Annotated in this window: 17 protein-coding genes; 12 read left to right on the top strand and 5 right to left on the bottom strand. The window is 62.7% G+C overall.

Annotation, left to right across the window (positions count from 1 at the left end; genetic code table 11):
• Positions 1 to 24: 24 nt before the first annotated feature.
• Entirely contained in the window at positions 25 to 840 is an 816-nt protein-coding gene (locus NCS03_RS22310; RefSeq protein WP_250436743.1) for an HTD2 family dehydratase, read from the bottom strand.
• A 213-nt stretch (positions 841 to 1,053) separates the two neighbouring features.
• Here NCS03_RS22310 and NCS03_RS22305 point away from each other — a divergent pair, with 213 nt between their 5' ends.
• Entirely contained in the window at positions 1,054 to 1,920 is an 867-nt protein-coding gene (locus NCS03_RS22305; RefSeq protein ID WP_250529809.1) for an NmrA family NAD(P)-binding protein, read from the top strand.
• On the opposite strand, the gene NCS03_RS22300 is transcribed toward NCS03_RS22305, so the two are convergent.
• Positions 1,911 to 3,032, bottom strand: coding sequence for an MBL fold metallo-hydrolase (locus NCS03_RS22300; RefSeq protein WP_250529808.1), 1,122 nt, complete (start codon positions 3,030 to 3,032; stop codon positions 1,911 to 1,913). The two genes, NCS03_RS22305 and NCS03_RS22300, sit on opposite strands and share 10 nt — an antisense overlap.
• 95 nt (positions 3,033 to 3,127) lie before the next feature.
• On the opposite strand from NCS03_RS22300, the gene NCS03_RS22295 reads away from it, so the two are divergent.
• From NCS03_RS22295 to NCS03_RS22285, 3 genes are all read left to right on the top strand, one after another.
• Positions 3,128 to 3,772: a TetR/AcrR family transcriptional regulator gene (locus NCS03_RS22295; protein WP_008348435.1), complete on the top strand. Its 645-nt coding sequence runs from the start codon at positions 3,128 to 3,130 to the stop codon at positions 3,770 to 3,772.
• 164 nt (positions 3,773 to 3,936) lie between these two features.
• Positions 3,937 to 4,203 (top strand): hypothetical protein, encoded by a 267-nt coding sequence (locus NCS03_RS22290; protein WP_250436735.1) that lies wholly within the window; start codon positions 3,937 to 3,939, stop codon positions 4,201 to 4,203.
• A gap of 117 nt (positions 4,204 to 4,320) precedes the next feature.
• Complete coding sequence (locus NCS03_RS22285; protein WP_175981146.1) at positions 4,321 to 4,881, top strand: ProQ/FinO family protein; 561 nt, start codon at positions 4,321 to 4,323, stop codon at positions 4,879 to 4,881.
• A 171-nt stretch (positions 4,882 to 5,052) separates the two neighbouring features.
• Here NCS03_RS22285 and NCS03_RS22280 read toward each other — a convergent pair whose 3' ends face one another.
• A complete protein-coding gene (locus tag NCS03_RS22280; RefSeq protein ID WP_250459926.1) occupies positions 5,053 to 6,207 on the bottom strand; it encodes a porin in 1,155 nt (384 codons plus the stop codon).
• Positions 6,208 to 6,691: 484 nt separating this feature from the next.
• Here NCS03_RS22280 and NCS03_RS22275 point away from each other — a divergent pair, with 484 nt between their 5' ends.
• The 4 genes from NCS03_RS22275 to NCS03_RS22260 all read left to right on the top strand — a co-directional run bounded on the left by NCS03_RS22275 (position 6,692) and on the right by NCS03_RS22260 (position 9,143).
• Entirely contained in the window at positions 6,692 to 7,309 is a 618-nt protein-coding gene (locus NCS03_RS22275; protein WP_250441054.1) for a hypothetical protein, read from the top strand.
• A gap of 38 nt (positions 7,310 to 7,347) precedes the next feature.
• Positions 7,348 to 7,629: a hypothetical protein gene (locus NCS03_RS22270; protein ID WP_250529807.1), complete on the top strand. Its 282-nt coding sequence runs from the start codon at positions 7,348 to 7,350 to the stop codon at positions 7,627 to 7,629.
• Between the two features lie 87 nt (positions 7,630 to 7,716).
• Positions 7,717 to 8,577 carry an oxidoreductase gene (locus tag NCS03_RS22265; protein WP_008348423.1) on the top strand — a complete coding sequence of 287 codons (861 nt, stop codon included), beginning with the start codon at positions 7,717 to 7,719 and terminating at the stop codon, positions 8,575 to 8,577.
• 2 nt (positions 8,578 to 8,579) lie between these two features.
• The gene (locus tag NCS03_RS22260) at positions 8,580 to 9,143 is read left to right on the top strand and encodes a M48 family metalloprotease (RefSeq protein ID WP_239294852.1); all 564 of its coding nucleotides are present in this window, start codon (positions 8,580 to 8,582) and stop codon (positions 9,141 to 9,143) included.
• 255 nt (positions 9,144 to 9,398) lie between these two features.
• Here NCS03_RS22260 and NCS03_RS22255 read toward each other — a convergent pair whose 3' ends face one another.
• Positions 9,399 to 9,578, bottom strand: coding sequence for a hypothetical protein (locus tag NCS03_RS22255; protein WP_033536228.1), 180 nt, complete (start codon positions 9,576 to 9,578; stop codon positions 9,399 to 9,401).
• Positions 9,579 to 9,859: 281 nt separating this feature from the next.
• Between NCS03_RS22255 and NCS03_RS22250 the strand changes: the two genes are divergently transcribed.
• The 4 genes from NCS03_RS22250 to NCS03_RS22235 are packed head-to-tail and all read left to right on the top strand — an operon-like array spanning position 9,860 to position 13,155.
• The gene (locus NCS03_RS22250) at positions 9,860 to 10,639 is read left to right on the top strand and encodes an acetoacetate decarboxylase (protein WP_034473154.1); all 780 of its coding nucleotides are present in this window, start codon (positions 9,860 to 9,862) and stop codon (positions 10,637 to 10,639) included.
• Positions 10,640 to 10,660: 21 nt separating this feature from the next.
• Complete coding sequence (locus NCS03_RS22245) at positions 10,661 to 11,443, top strand: 3-hydroxybutyrate dehydrogenase (protein WP_175981140.1); 783 nt, start codon at positions 10,661 to 10,663, stop codon at positions 11,441 to 11,443.
• Between the two features lie 15 nt (positions 11,444 to 11,458).
• The gene (locus NCS03_RS22240) at positions 11,459 to 12,715 is read left to right on the top strand and encodes a DUF3734 domain-containing protein (RefSeq protein WP_250529806.1); all 1,257 of its coding nucleotides are present in this window, start codon (positions 11,459 to 11,461) and stop codon (positions 12,713 to 12,715) included.
• A gap of 59 nt (positions 12,716 to 12,774) precedes the next feature.
• Positions 12,775 to 13,155, top strand: coding sequence for a VOC family protein (locus NCS03_RS22235; RefSeq protein WP_250529805.1), 381 nt, complete (start codon positions 12,775 to 12,777; stop codon positions 13,153 to 13,155).
• A gap of 4 nt (positions 13,156 to 13,159) precedes the next feature.
• Here the strand turns inward: NCS03_RS22235 and NCS03_RS22230 are convergent, their stop codons facing one another.
• On the bottom strand, positions 13,160 to 14,095 hold the full coding sequence (locus NCS03_RS22230) for a LysR family transcriptional regulator (protein ID WP_250529804.1): 936 nt from the start codon (positions 14,093 to 14,095) through the stop codon (positions 13,160 to 13,162).
• Positions 14,096 to 14,160: the final 65 nt, after the last annotated feature.

Genomic DNA, 14,160 nt, shown 5'->3' with positions numbered 1-14,160 from the left:
GTGCCTGCGGATGTGTGGAGATCGTCAGCCGAGCGTGGCGCGCGCCGTCATGCCGAGCCAGCCTTCGTGATCCTTCGACCAGAGTTCGACAGTCCTGCCATCCGCCGATGGCTGCCCGCGCAGACGCAGCGTATTGCCCGCGAAACACGGGCGCTGCGCCTTGAATGCGAAGTCGATGACGGTCGCGTCGGGCAACTCGCGGCGCAGCAGGTCCATCAATAAGGTGGCAATGAGCGGCCCATGCACGACAAGTCCCGGATAACCTTCGACTTGCGTCACATAAGGCTTGTCGTAGTGAATGCGATGCGCGTTGAAGGTGAGCGCCGAATAGCGCAGCAGCAATGTCTCGTCGGGAACGAGGTCGCGTTGCCATTGCGCATCGCGAGGCGCGGCGACCGGAGCGGGCGCGGGCGCACCGGGCGCTGCCGGCTCGCGATACACGATGTCGTGCTCTTCCTCGATCGCGGTCGCATCGCCGCGGTAAATGCGATGCCTGACTGTCACGAAGCCGAGCTTGCCGGTGCGTCCTTGCTTCTCGCTGACATTGAGAATCGTCGATTCGCGCGTAATGCGTTCACCGACGATCACCGGCGCGGGGAAGCGCAGGCGTCCGCCGGCCCACATGCGGCGCGGCAAACCGAGATCGGGCAGAAAGCCGCCTTTCTTCGGATGACCGTCTTCCGCGATGAGCGACTGTTTTGCAATGGGCCGGAAGAAGATCCAGTGCCACAACGGCGGAAGGGCATCGCCTTCATGCGGGGCGGCATCGTGATCGAGTGTGGCCGCGAGGGCCGCGACGGATGTGGGCGCAACGATATCGACGGCGCGCTCTGTTTTCATTGTGTCGTCTCCATTGCCGGGCGGGGCCGGTGAATTACGACTTTAGAGAAATATCGGGCGGGGCGGAAATATCGCTTTCATGTGCCGGGCATAGGTTCAACCTATGACGTGGTGTCATCAATCTCATGACGCGCGGGCCATTTTTCTCCGCGACGCAGCGCCATAACATTCGATCCGTCGAAGTCAAACGCATCACGAGAAAGGAGCCGGATCATGTATGTCGTCACGGGAATCACAGGACAAGTCGGCGGTGCGCTCGCAAACGCGCTGCTGGAATCGGGCAAGCCCGTACGCGCCGTCGTGCGCGATGAGAGGAAGGGCGCGGTTTGGTCGGCGCGCGGCTGCGAACTCGTACACGCCACGATGACCGATGCCGATGCGCTCGCTCGCGCCTTCGAAGGCGCGCAAGCCGTGTTCGTTCTGCCGCCGCCGGAATTCGATCCCGAGCCGGGTTTTCCGGAAGCGCGCGAAGTCATCGATGCGATCGTCGCGGCCATCGCGCGTGCCAGGCCGCGCCGGATCGTGTGCCTGTCGACGATCGGCGCGCAAGCCGCTCAAATCAATCTTCTGACGCAGCGCACGCTGCTCGAAGAAGCGCTTCGCAAGCAGCCTGTTCCCGTCACGTTTCTGCGGCCGGGCTGGTTCATGGAGAACTGCGCATGGGATGTCGATTCGGCGCGCAACGAAGGCATCGTGCATTCGTTTCTGCAGCCGCTCGATCGCGCGATTCCGATGACCGCCACCGACGACATCGGCGAACTCGCCGCGAAGCTCATGCAGGAAACATGGACGGGCATGCGCGTCGTCGAACTGGAAGGACCGCAACGCACAAGCCCGAACGATATCGCGGCTGCGTTTTCATCCGTGCTCGGCAAGCCGGTGCGCGCGCAGGCAGTGCGACGCGAGACGTGGGAAGGACTGTTCGCGAGTCAAGGCATGAAGCATCCGATGCCGCGCATTCAGATGCTCGATGGCTTCAACGACGGATGGATCGACTTCGAAGGGCGTAGCGAAGATATCGTCAAAGGCAAGACGCCCATCGTCGATGTGATCCGCAAGCTCGCCGGACGTCAATCGTGAACGCCCTCGGCCCGCGACGCGCACATCCGCCACGATGACGCCGGCTTCGGCGCATCGACGGTATCACGCCACCAGCGCTCGCCGCGATGCGGCGCTTCGAGATCGAGCCGCTCGCCCATGCGCGGTGTCGCCACCGCGACGCCTCGCGCGAGCGCCAGGCCCGTCACGCGCTCGAAAGGTTCTTGCCACGGATGCATCGCGAGATCGAACGTGCCGTTGTGAATCGGCACGAGCCAGCGTCCGCGCAAGTCGATGTGCGCCTGCACCGTCTCCTCGGGCTGCATGTGCACGTACGGCCATTGCGGATCGTATGCGCCGGTCTCGATCAGCGTGACGTCGAACGGGCCGAGGCGCTCGCCGATGGTCCCGAAGCCGTCGAAATAGCCGGTGTCGCCGCTGAAGAACACGCGCACGTCATCGTCGACGATGACCCACGACGCCCACAGCGTGCTGTTGCCATCGAAGAGACTGCGGCCGGAGAAGTGCTGCGCGGGCGCGGCGGTGAACGTCAGGCCGTCGATCTGCGCGCTTTGCCACCAGTCGAGCTGACGCACTTTTGCGGCATCGATGCCCCATTCGATCAAACGATCGCCGACGCCCAGCGGCGTGAGAAAGATCGCTGTCGTCGAGGCAAGCGCAAGCACGGTTTCGCGATCGAGATGATCGTAGTGATCGTGCGACAGGACCACGCCGCGCAACGGCGGCAGATCGCCAAGCGCGATGGGCGGCGCGTGAAAGCGCTTCGGCCCGACGTTCTTGAACGGCGACGCGCGCTCTCCGAACACCGGGTCCGTCAGCCAGTATTCGCCGCGCAGCTTGAGTAGCATCGTCGAATGGCCGAGGCGGAAAAGGCTGCGGTCGGGCGCGGCATCCAGATCGGCGCGGGTGAGGGTATCGACGGTCGGCGCTTGCGTCGGCACCGTGTTGCGCGGTTTGTGGAGCAGCATGTTCCACATGATGCGCAGCGTCTTGCCGAAGCCTTCGACAGGACGCGGCTTCACATTGCGAAAGCGCTCGCCGTCATGTTGCGGCGATGCGCTCGACAACGCGCGTCCGCGCTTTGCTGCGGCGAAACCCAGGGCACGGCTGATGCGATCGGCGAACGAAGTCATGAACGTGAAGGGACGTGAGCCCGAAGCGGAAAGTAGACTGCACAGTGTAGTTTAATTTTGAGAGAAAAGTAAACCGATCGGTGTAAAATGTGGGGATGGATTCAAGCGACATCAACGACATTCCCCAGCGTCTGACTGACCGGAAGCGCGCCGCGATCGTGAACGCGGCCGTTGCGGAGTTCATCGCCGCGGGCTACGACGCCACCAGCATGGACCGCATCGCCGCGCGCGCGGGCGTTTCCAAACGCACTGTCTATAACCACTTCGAGAGCAAGGAGGCGCTGTTCGCCGCGATCCTGCATCGGCTATGGGATACGAGCGAGACCGGCGATGCGGTGGCTTATAGCGCGAGCGAACCGTTGCGCGCGCAACTGCTCGCGATGCTCACGCGCAAGCTGCGCCTCATGAACGATGAGGCCTTTCTGTCGCTCGCACGCGTGGCGATCGCGGCGGGCATTCACTCGCCCGAGCGCGCGCGGGATATGGTGGCGCGCATCGGCGAACGCGAGGAAGACGTGACGGCCTGGATTCGCAAAGCCGCCGCCGATGGCCGGCTCGCAGTCACCGACCCTGTTTTCGCAGGGCAGCAACTGCATGGCATCGTCAAGGGTTTCGCGTTCTGGCCGCAAGTGACGATGGGCCAGCCGCCGTTATCGAAGAGCGAGCAAAAGAAAGTGGCCGAAGCCGCCGCCGACATGTTTCTAGCACGCTACGAACGCGCTGCGCCCAAACACGGGTGACGCAGCATCGGCGAAGAAGCCGAACGTTCATGCGCGAACTCGAATAAGCAGATTTCGCCGCGATTAAGGTATAGGGTCTAAAAGTGCGCGGATTCTTGCGCACGGCGTTCACCTGGCGGTTTTTATCGTCGGGCAGCGGTAAGCCTTCGTCGAAGGAGAAAGTCATGAAGACCGTCCTCGTTACGACCACGCTTGTGGCCGCGTTTTCCCTCGTCACCCTCACTCAGGCGCAAGAGCCGAGCGATACCCTGCAGTCCATCCCCGCACCCGTTCAGCAGAACGCGCAGGGCGCCGCGTCGTCCGGCGACACGGCCTATGGCGGCGTGGCACCGGGGCAGAGCAGGAGCGGGAGAACAGCGAACTGGACCGGCGGCACGCAGAGCAATTGCAGTCCGCGACCGTTCTGCAACGTCTATTCGGGCGGACAGTAAGCGCGACGCTGAGAGGGCGGTTTTTTCGGACCGATGCTCGCCCGAAAAAGCCGCCCGCAACGAGGCCGTCACCGGAGGCTGTTAAAATCGCGATACGTTTTCTACGGGCACGATGTGATGGGCTTCGAACAACTCGCCGGACTGAAAGAGCAACTCGCAAAACAGGCTGCTGCCAGCAACGCAGCGAAGAAGAAGGCGCCGCGCGTGCGGCGTCCCGCGCCGGCGGGCGCGAAGGCGGCGGCTCCGTCCAAACCCGCGGCGGCCGCGTCCAGGCCTGCCGCGGCGCCATCGAAGCCGGTTGATCCTGTCGTGCATACCATCGGTAAGCTGCAGAAGCGTTTTCCGCTCGCATTTCCGAAGAATCCCGCGCCTAAGGTTCCGCTGAAGGTCGGCATTTTCGAAGATCTGATGAAACACGCGGAAGAACTCGGACTCAACGAGAAAGAACTGCGTGCGGCGATCAAGGTCTGGTGCCGCGGCAACCGTTACTGGACCGCGCTCGTGCAAGGTGCGCCGCGAGTCGATCTGACTGGCGCGCAAGCGGGCGAAGTATCGTCGGCGGATGCGGAACGCGCCGTTTATCTGGAAACGAATCGACTGGCGCGCTCGGCGTCGGCGTCGGCTTCGGCCACCGCTTCCGCTCCGAAAGCCGCAGAGTCCGCGGAATCCGCCAAGTAACGCGAGACGCGACACCGCGCGCAGTTCGCATCGCGCGCGGGTTTCCCTTTTCCTTTCGCGCTAGTCCAAAAGTTCGTTATAGCGTGGCCCGAATGCTTCGCTATCCGAATCATAAAGGGCGAAAAAAACGCGACGCCTTTCAGCGTCGCGTTTCTTCGAATCAACCTTCGATCAGAACCGGTGACGCAGACCGACGCGCGTCACGAACTGCGTGTTCGCGCCCGCACTGCCGATGAACGACGCCGACGAGCCGATCTCCGCTTGCACCGGCATGCCGCTGTTGCTGCCCGACGCCTTCTGATACGCGCCGCTCGCATAAACATCGGTGCGCTTCGACAGCGCGTAGTCGACCACGGCGTTGATCTGATGCCACTTGCCTTCGAGGTTGCCGCCGAGATCGGAGAACGTGTAGCCGAGGCCCGCGTTCAGCGCCGGCGTGAACGCGTACTTGCCGCCGATTTCATAGTTGTTCAGGTTCGACGATGCAGCCGTGATCGGCTCGAAGCGCGTATGCGTCCAATTCGCCCAGATCGTCGCGGCGGCGATCGTGTAACGCGCGCCGATACCGTACGTTTCCAGATCGCGCAGCCCTTGCGTGTTCACGTTCGCGATGCTCACGCTGAACGCCGGCGTCGCCCCATTCGGATAGCGGATGTTCGTGTACGCCGCGCCGATGCCGAACGGGCCTTGCGCATAGTTCAAACCGAAGCTGTACGCGCTGGAGGCGCCTTGCACGGCAGACGTGCCCGTTCCCGTCGTGGGCGAACCCGCGAAGTTCGTCGAGTTCGAGAAGCCATACATCGCGCCGAACGTCACGCCGTGGAAATTGGCGCTGCTGAACTTGACCGCGTTGTTGATGCGGCTCGACGTCAGCTGATCCAGATCGTTGATGTGATACGCGTAATTTCCGGCGGCCGTCTGGCTGCCCATCGTGTAGTTGCTGCCGAGATAGTCGGTCGAGAACGAGTATTGACGGCCGAAGGTCAGCGAGCCGAAATCGGTCTTCGCCAGACCGACATACGCCTGACGGCCGAACAACGCGCCGCCCTGGCCGAGCGTGCCGTCGCCGCTGTTGAAGCCGCTTTCGAGCACGAAGATCGCCTTGAGACCGCCGCCCAGATCTTCCGTGCCGCGCAGGCCCCAGCGGCTACCCGACGCGACGCCGTCGCCGTACTTCACTAGGCTGTCGTGGCCGCTCGCGGTCGCGACCTTATTCGCATAGGTGATGCCCGCATCGATGATCCCGTATAGCGTGACGCTGCTTTGCGCGTGTGCCGCGATGCCGAACATGCCGAGAACGGCCGCCGCTACGATGTGCTTCTTCATTCTTCTTTCTTCCTTGGTGTTGTCCGCGTGAAGCGGATGCCGCTCGACGCGGCCCGGTTCAGGAATCGCCGCCACGCATTCGTTGAGCGCGAGCGCGGCCATCCCGGCTTCGCGAAGGAATTTCGCAAAGGTCGAGTGCATCGTGATGGGTAGGGCACTTCGTCAGGCGAAACGGGCGATGTCCCGTTGCAAGAACGCAGGCAAGTCGCGTTGCCTCGGCACCTTCGGCCGGCGACTTACGCTATAGCCGATGGAATATAACGCGTCGTCAGTTATCGGTAAATTTCGCGAAGCGCCTTGTAGCGTTTCTTCCACAGCAGCGTCACGAGCGGCACCCGATTCTCCATGCACCGTCTGCAACTAACGGTCCATCCCGCCGCACCACGGCCTGCGAACAGGCGCGCGCATTGCAACGCAGGGCAGGCGATCATGCAAGCAACGCGGGTGTGTCTTTAGATCGAACTCAAAAAACAAGGGAGACGGTATGACCGAGCAAAAACACCATGACGCCTGCCGAGCGGGCGTCGCGTTCATCGACGCGCAATTGACCGCGCTCCATGCCTACGCAAGCCTGCTGGCCGACTGGATCGAGCGCGGCGCGCCGCCGCCGGACTTCGCGAAGGCGCAGCCCCTACTTGCGCGCAAGCGCTCGCATCCGGAAGCGCACGCGCACAGCGAGGACGGCACGCCCACCAAAAGCCCGCCGCCGGAAGACGCGCGGTCGTGGCCATCGTTCGATACGGCCGATGCGCGCATCGCGTTCGCGCTGACCGTGCCTTGCTCGAATGCGATCCTCGCGGTCGCCGAATACTTCGATATCCATCGCTTGTCGGCGTCGCGCGCGCCCGAAGTGCAGTTCCTGATGCGTCTGCGCGATGCGGCCGTGAACGGCAATACGTTCAGCCTCGCCGGCGACGACTACATGCCGCACGCTGCTTACGCCGGCTTGATCGTCGATCACTCGCTCGACGGAACGTTGCTCTTCAGCGATGGTGTGAAGCCGGGTTTCATCGAATTCGGCGATACGGTCGGCCTATTGCGCTATCTGACGAAGCTGTTGAGGAGCATGCAAACCGCGATCAGCGCGGGCGATGCGGGATGAAGCATCCACGAACATGATCGGGCGCGAAGTTTGCGCGTATGACGGCGACACCAACCGGTCATACGAACATGGACGAATCGCTGAAACGCCTGCGGGAAAGAATCGCGAAGCAGATCGCCGAGCGCGGGGCCACGCTCGTCTCGATGCGTGAAAGCGCGACGCTCGCGCGCACGAATCACGATCGTGAACGCATTCTTCTGACGCTTGCCGTGCTCGACGAAGAGCTCGCCGGATGGAAGAAGATCGCGGCGCGTGTCGAGCAGGCGGTTCTGTTCGAGCCGCGGAATCATCGCGCCATTCGCATGCCGGCATTGCGATAAGTCACTGCCGTTCGAGGAGGAGCCCGCAAGCACGCGCGTTGAAATTGCTTCAACATGTAGCGAGATCCGCTTACATGGAGAACCGCAATGACAGCTTCGAAAGGCAGCCACGATACGCCCGTCTGGTTCATCACCGGATGTTCGACCGGCTTCGGCCGCGAACTCGCTTCCGCCGTGATCGACAAGGGCTGGCGCGCTGTCGTGGCCGCGCGTAATCCGGATAGCGTCGGCGATCTCGTCGAGCGTGGCGAAGGACGAGCGATCGCCGTGCGTCTCGACGTCACGCGTGCCGATGAAATCAAGTCCGCAATCGCCGATGCCTACGCCGCCTTCGATCATATCGACGTGCTCGTGAACAACGCGGGCTTCGGCTATCTCTCGGCTGTCGAAGAGGGCGAGGAAGACGAAGTGCGCGCGATGTTCGAAGCGAACTTCTTCGGCGCGGCCGCGATGATCCGAGCCGTATTGCCGCGTATGCGCGAGCGCCGCTCGGGACATGTCGTCAATATCACATCCGTGGGCGGGCTGGTCGGCAATCCGGGCAGCGGGTATTACGCCGCGACGAAGTTCGCGCTCGAAGGTCTCGGCGAAGCGCTCGGACGCGAAACGGAAGGGCTCGGCATCAAGGTGACGGCGGTCGAGCCCGGCCCGTTTCGCACGGACTGGGCGGGCCGCTCGCTGAAGCAGACGCGCAATCCGATCGACGATTACGCGCAGACTTCGGGCACGCGGCGCGCGGCGATCGCGGAGCGCAGCGGCAAGCAGCCGGGCGATCCGGCGCGCGCGGCGCAGGTCATCATCGAAGCGGTCACGTCGCCGGAGCCGCCGGGACATCTCGTGCTCGGCGGCCCCGGACTCGAACTCGTGCGCAACAAGCTCGCGAAGCTCAACGCCGATATCGACGCATGGCAGGCGCGCAGCCAGTGGGCCGATAACCCGGTGCAGTGATCATGAAGCGGCTCGCCGCGCAGGAACAGCGCATCCTCTCGCTCGTCGCCGACGATGCCGCTCTTCTGCACGTTGCAACGCCGCGCGTGCGCTTCGTGAATACGTCGAACGGACCGTGCTACGAAGCCTTGTTCAATCGCATCGAACTTGATCGCGCCACGCTCGCGTTGCCGGAGCCGTTGCTTCGTATCGTCGTGGCGCACGAAGTCGGGCACGCGACGCAACGCAAGACGATGCTGCTCGATTTCGCATGGACCGTGCTTTCAGTGATGATGCTGTTATCGGTACCGTGCATCGTCTTCGCGATTTCATCGGAAGATGATCTCTGGCGCATCACCTTTCCCGGTATCGGCTTCGCGTTCACTTTGTTCGTCTGTCTGAAGATTTGGAGCGTGCGTGCCGCAAAACGCGCCGCCGCCTTCGAACTCGATGCGGATGCGAAAGCCGCCGCGCTTTGCGGCCCTGAATCGGCCCTGGCTGCGCTCGAAGCAATGGCGGCGCGCGGACATGTCGATGCAGCGCGCCTCGATGCGATGCGTGCGCGCCTCGTATCGACGTCGCAATAGTTGCCGCGCGTAATGCCTCGATGGGTAGCGTCGGGCTGGCGCTCGCGAAGCATCTCGTCGAATTGCATGGCGGCGCGATTTCCGTCGAAAGCGAAGGTCCGGGATCATCTCGTGAAGCCGGTCGATGGCGATGTGCTGGAACGCGTGCTGAATCTCGTGGCGCAACGAATCGAAGCGGCCTGACAAGACGCGTCATCCAATGAAAAGGCACGGGCGTCCTTAACGGACGCCCGTGCCTTTATGAGCCGTGCCGTCTTATTGCGTCTGCGAAGCGGGCGGTGTCGCCGACTTCTTGTGATGATGCTTCTGGCCTTTCTTTTTATAGGCGGGCCGCGGCTTGTTGTCGGGATACTCCGCGGCCGCGAACGACAGCGTCGGCGCGGCAAACGCCGCCAGCACCAGAAGCACGAGAGATTTCTTCAAGGACGTTTTCATCGGGGACTCGCTCGGAGGAGATGGCCTTAGAAAGATGAATCGACATGCGCTTGAGAGACGCGCGGCATCGCCCGGTTCCTCGTCGTGTCGACGCCGCTGAGGCAACAGTATATTGCACAAAAAAAGGCAATTCATCAGTGGGCGGGCATAAGGCGTTGAAGCAGCGGGATTTTTGTCGATTCGCACTGCTTTCATAAACGCCGATCCGCTGCCTGCCGTCCGCGACAAATGTCATCAACTGCATCTACTATCGTGCCTGTTCTCAACTCAGGGACGATCCAGTGAAAGAAGACGACATCCGCAGGAATGCGTTCGCCATGCCTGTGCTCAATCCCGCTTATCCGCGTCCGCCGTTCCGCTTTCTCAATCGCGAGTACTTCATCATTTCCTACGAGACCGATCCCGACGCGCTGCGCGCCGTGGTTCCGGAGCCGCTCGAAGTGGATAACGGTCTCGTACATTACGAATTCATTCGCATGCCGGATTCATCCGGTTTCGGCGATTACACCGAAAGCGGCCAGGTGATTTCCGTCATCGATCCGGATGGCAAGAAGGGCAGCTATACGCATGCGATGTATCTCGACGACGAAGGTCCGATCGCGGGCGGCCGCGAAATCTGGGGCTTTCCGAAGAAGCTCGCGTCGCCGCGTCTTGGCGTCGATGGCAAGGACACGCTGCTCGGCACGCTCGACTACGGCACGCAACGCATCGCGACGGGCACGATGGGCTACAAGTATCGTCCGCTCGATCTCGAAGCCGAACGCAGGAAGCTCGCGGATACGCCGAACTATCTGCTGAAAGTGCTGCCGCATGTCGACGGCACTGCGCGCGTGTGCGAACTCGTGCGCTTCTTTCTGCGCGACGTGAGCGTGATCGGTGCATGGGAAGGTCCGGCCGCGCTCGAACTGCACGCTCATGCGCTCGCGCCGGTCGCTGATTTGCCGGTGCGCAAGGTCGTCGGCGCGCGGCATGTCATCGCGAATCTCACGCTCGATATCGGCGAAGTCGCATACGACTATCTCGCGCCGCCCGATGAACTCAAGCTCGCGGTCAATCAATAACAACGGCAAAGGAGTATTCACATGGCACTGCAAGGAAAAGTCGCGCTCGTGACGGGCGCTGCGAGCGGCATCGGCGAACAGACGGCGCGCAAGCTCGCGACCGATGGCGCGGCGGTCGTCATCGCCGATCTGAATCTCGCGAATGCGCAGAAAGTTGCGGACAGCATCGTCGAAGCGGGCGGCAAGGCGATCGCCGTGTCGATGGACGTGACGAGCGAAGATGCCGTGAACGCGGGCATCGAAGAAACGGTGGCGAAGCTCGGCGGTATCGACGTGCTGGTATCGAACGCGGGCATTCAGATCGTCGCGCCGATCGAAGAGTATGCATACGCCGACTGGAAGAAGATGCTCGCGATCCATCTCGACGGCGCGTTTCTCACGACGAAAGCCGCGATCAAACATATGTACGCGTCGGGCAAGGGCGGCTCGATCATCTACATGGGATCGGTGCATTCGCATGAAGCGTCCAAGCTGAAGTCGGCCTATGTGACGGCCAAGCATGGCTTGCTCGGGCTCGCGCGCGTCGTCGCGAAGGAAGGCGGTCCGCGCGGCGTGCGCGCGAATGTCGTGTGTCCCGGTTTCGTGCGCACGCCGCTCGTCGAAAAGCAGATTCCCGAGCAGGCGAAGGCGCTCGGCATTTCGGAAGAAGAAGTCGTGAAGAACGTGATGTTGAAGGAAACGGTCGATGGCGAATTCACCACGGTCGCCGATGTCGCGAACACCGTCGCGTTCCTCGCGGGCTTCGAATCGAATGCGCTGACCGGGCAATCGGTCGTCGTGAGTCACGGCTGGTTCATGCAATAACGACAAGGAGAATCCATGCGCCGCAGTCAACGCAACACACTCACGCAGGCGAATCACGTCGCGCTGCCCGACTACGATGACGTTTGCCTCGTGCTGCAAGGCGGCGGCGCGCTGGGTTCGTATCAGGCCGGCGTGTTCGATGGGCTCGCCGAAGTGGGCGTGGATCCGACATGGACCTCGGGCATTTCGATCGGCGCGTTGAATACCGCGATCATCGCGGGCAACGCGCCCGAGAATCGCGTGGCCGCGCTGCGTGGGTTCTGGAACACGATCTGCCAGCCCGCGGATCTCGTCGGGCATGTGGGCGCGTTCATGCCCGCCGCGTTCGGCTTCGCGAATATCGGCCGCAAGTTTTCGAGCATGTGGGCCGCGGCGCGCGCGCTCACCGAAGGGCAGAAGGGCTTCTTCTCGCCGCGCGTTCATTTGCCTTTGACGCATGCGAAGAGCAGGCGCCCAAGCGACGTGAGCTTTTACGATACGTCCGCGTTGCGCGCGACGCTGCTGCAGTTCGCCGATTTCGACCGCATCAACGATGGCGCGATGCGTGTATCGGTGGGCGCGGTGAACGTACGCACGGGCAATCTCGTCTACTTCGACAACACGAAGATGCGGCTCGAGCCCGAGCACTTCATGGCATCGGGTGCGTTGCCGCCGGGCTTTCCGGCTGTGGAGATCGACGGCGAGTTCTACTGGGACGGCGGGCTCGTATCGAATACGCCGTTGACGGAGATCATCCGCGAAAGTCAGCACAAGGACACGCTCGTGTTTCAGGTGGACCTGTGGAGCGCGCGCGGCACGTTGCCCGGCGATTTTCTCGATGTCAGCGAGCGCACGAAAGACATTCAGTATTCGAGCAGAACGCGCGCCATCACCGATTTCGTTTCGCATAACCAGAAGCATGCGCGACTCATCAAGGAGCTGCTGGAGCATGTTCCGGAAAAGACGCGCCGCTCGCATCCGCTGCTGCGCGAGGCGCAGAAGGTCGCGGATGGCGGCGCGGTGAACGTCGTGCATCTCATCTACAAGAACAAGTTTTTCGAAGGGCACTACAAGGATTACGAGTTCAGCAACGATACGATGGACGAGCACTGGGCGAGCGGTCTGGAAGACATTCGCCGTTCGTTCGGACATCCGGAGTGGTTCGAGGTGCCGAGTCACGATCTCGGCTTCGTGACGCATGACGTGCATCGTTACGAACCCGCGCCGCAGGCGACCGCTGACATGCCGAAGGCGGCGGCGAACCAACTGGATGACGTGGTCGAAGGCGTTTGAAGCGTTGCGGCGTTTGAATTACTCTGGTTAGCCTCGTCACAACGCCTGCGAGGCAAGCCATGCCCGACTGGAAACCCGCGACTTACACGTCCGTCAGTCCCTATCTCGTCTGCGCAAACGCGCCGGCGATCATCGCATTCCTCGAACGTGTCTTCGATGCACAACTGCTGCGCCGCTTCGATCGTCCCGATGGCTCGCTGATGCACGCCGAATTGCGTATCGACGATAGCGTCGTGATGATCGGCGGCGGCGCGACCGATCAGCAATCGCAGGGTCCGCACATCCACGTCTACGTGCGCGATGCGCAAGCCGTCTACGATCGCACGCTCCGGCACGGCGCGCAAAGCGTGCAGGCGCCCGCGCGCAAACGCGACGACGACGACTTTCGCGGCGGCTTTCGCGATGCCGCCGGAACGACGTGGTGGGTCGCGACGCAATGACGGGTCAGCGCTTTTTTCGCTTCGCGCGCGCGGCCGGCGCACCGAGACTTTCGCGCAACGCATCGGTCAGCGTCTTGAGAAACTGATCGACGGCAGGCGGCAGACGCCGCTCGCGCATCACCGTGACCTGCAGCAGGCGCTCGTTGAGCAAAGGCTCGTCGATGGGCGTCGCGACGAGCGTCGGCGGGCCCGGATCGCCTTCGAGCGCGACCGCGCTGCCGAGCGTGATCGTGCCGGTGAGCGCGGCGAAATGATGCATCGCGCTCGAGTTGTTGCTCGTCAGAACCGGCTCGAGATGCACGCCGCGCGCCGAGCAGCACCAGTCGATCAGCTGGCGCACCGTCGTGCCGCGATCGAGCACGGCGGTCGGGTACTGAAGCACGTCATCGAGCGTGATGCTCGCCTTGCCCGCCAGCGGATGCGTCGGTGGCAGCAGCGCGCAGACCGGCGCCTTCACGCTGTATTCGACGCTCAGCGCGGTAGATGTCGATGTCGAAAACGCAAGGCCTACATCGACTTCGCCGCTCGCCACCCAATGCTCGACCTGTCCCGGCGTACCCGAACGCATCACGAAACGCGTGCCCGGATGCGCGCGATAGTGCGACGCCATCACGCTCGGCAAAAAGCAGCGCGTGAAACCCTCCGTGCAGCCGATACGCACGATCCCGAGCCCGAGCGCATGCATCTCCGATATCTCCGCGAGCACCGCGTCGCCGTCCATGAGCGCGCGGCGCGCGTGCTGCACGAGCAATTCGCCCGCTTCCGTCAGGATCATGCCGCGCGGCATGCGCTCGAATAGCGGCGTGCCCGCCTGTTCCTCCAGCTTCGCGATCTGCCGGCTGATCGCCGACACCGCGACGTGAAGCTGTTCCGATGCCGCCGCCAGCGAACCCGAGCGCGCGACTTCTACGAAGTATTTGAGAGCGATGCCATGCAGCACGATGCCTTCCCCGAGCGTTGCCTTTTTGGCAATGCTAGTCGCAAAATTTGAAATTGTCGCGAATT

This window comes from Caballeronia sp. ATUFL_F1_KS4A, assembly GCF_023630905.1.
Taxonomy (GTDB): Bacteria; Pseudomonadota; Gammaproteobacteria; order Burkholderiales; family Burkholderiaceae; genus Caballeronia; species Caballeronia zhejiangensis.
This window is presented reverse-complemented; position numbering and strand designations above follow the sequence as displayed.

Coding starts and splice junctions, on each gene's coding strand:
- NCS03_RS22310 (WP_250436743.1), bottom strand. CDS start 840: ATGAAAACAGAGCGCGCCGTCGATATCGTTGCGCCCACATCCGTCGCG.
- NCS03_RS22305 (WP_250529809.1), top strand. CDS start 1,054: ATGTATGTCGTCACGGGAATCACAGGACAAGTCGGCGGTGCGCTCGCA.
- NCS03_RS22300 (WP_250529808.1), bottom strand. CDS start 3,032: ATGACTTCGTTCGCCGATCGCATCAGCCGTGCCCTGGGTTTCGCCGCA.
- NCS03_RS22295 (WP_008348435.1), top strand. CDS start 3,128: ATGGATTCAAGCGACATCAACGACATTCCCCAGCGTCTGACTGACCGG.
- NCS03_RS22290 (WP_250436735.1), top strand. CDS start 3,937: ATGAAGACCGTCCTCGTTACGACCACGCTTGTGGCCGCGTTTTCCCTC.
- NCS03_RS22285 (WP_175981146.1), top strand. CDS start 4,321: ATGGGCTTCGAACAACTCGCCGGACTGAAAGAGCAACTCGCAAAACAG.
- NCS03_RS22280 (WP_250459926.1), bottom strand. CDS start 6,207: ATGAAGAAGCACATCGTAGCGGCGGCCGTTCTCGGCATGTTCGGCATC.
- NCS03_RS22275 (WP_250441054.1), top strand. CDS start 6,692: ATGACCGAGCAAAAACACCATGACGCCTGCCGAGCGGGCGTCGCGTTC.
- NCS03_RS22270 (WP_250529807.1), top strand. CDS start 7,348: ATGACGGCGACACCAACCGGTCATACGAACATGGACGAATCGCTGAAA.
- NCS03_RS22265 (WP_008348423.1), top strand. CDS start 7,717: ATGACAGCTTCGAAAGGCAGCCACGATACGCCCGTCTGGTTCATCACC.
- NCS03_RS22260 (WP_239294852.1), top strand. CDS start 8,580: ATGAAGCGGCTCGCCGCGCAGGAACAGCGCATCCTCTCGCTCGTCGCC.
- NCS03_RS22255 (WP_033536228.1), bottom strand. CDS start 9,578: ATGAAAACGTCCTTGAAGAAATCTCTCGTGCTTCTGGTGCTGGCGGCG.
- NCS03_RS22245 (WP_175981140.1), top strand. CDS start 10,661: ATGGCACTGCAAGGAAAAGTCGCGCTCGTGACGGGCGCTGCGAGCGGC.
- NCS03_RS22240 (WP_250529806.1), top strand. CDS start 11,459: ATGCGCCGCAGTCAACGCAACACACTCACGCAGGCGAATCACGTCGCG.
- NCS03_RS22235 (WP_250529805.1), top strand. CDS start 12,775: ATGCCCGACTGGAAACCCGCGACTTACACGTCCGTCAGTCCCTATCTC.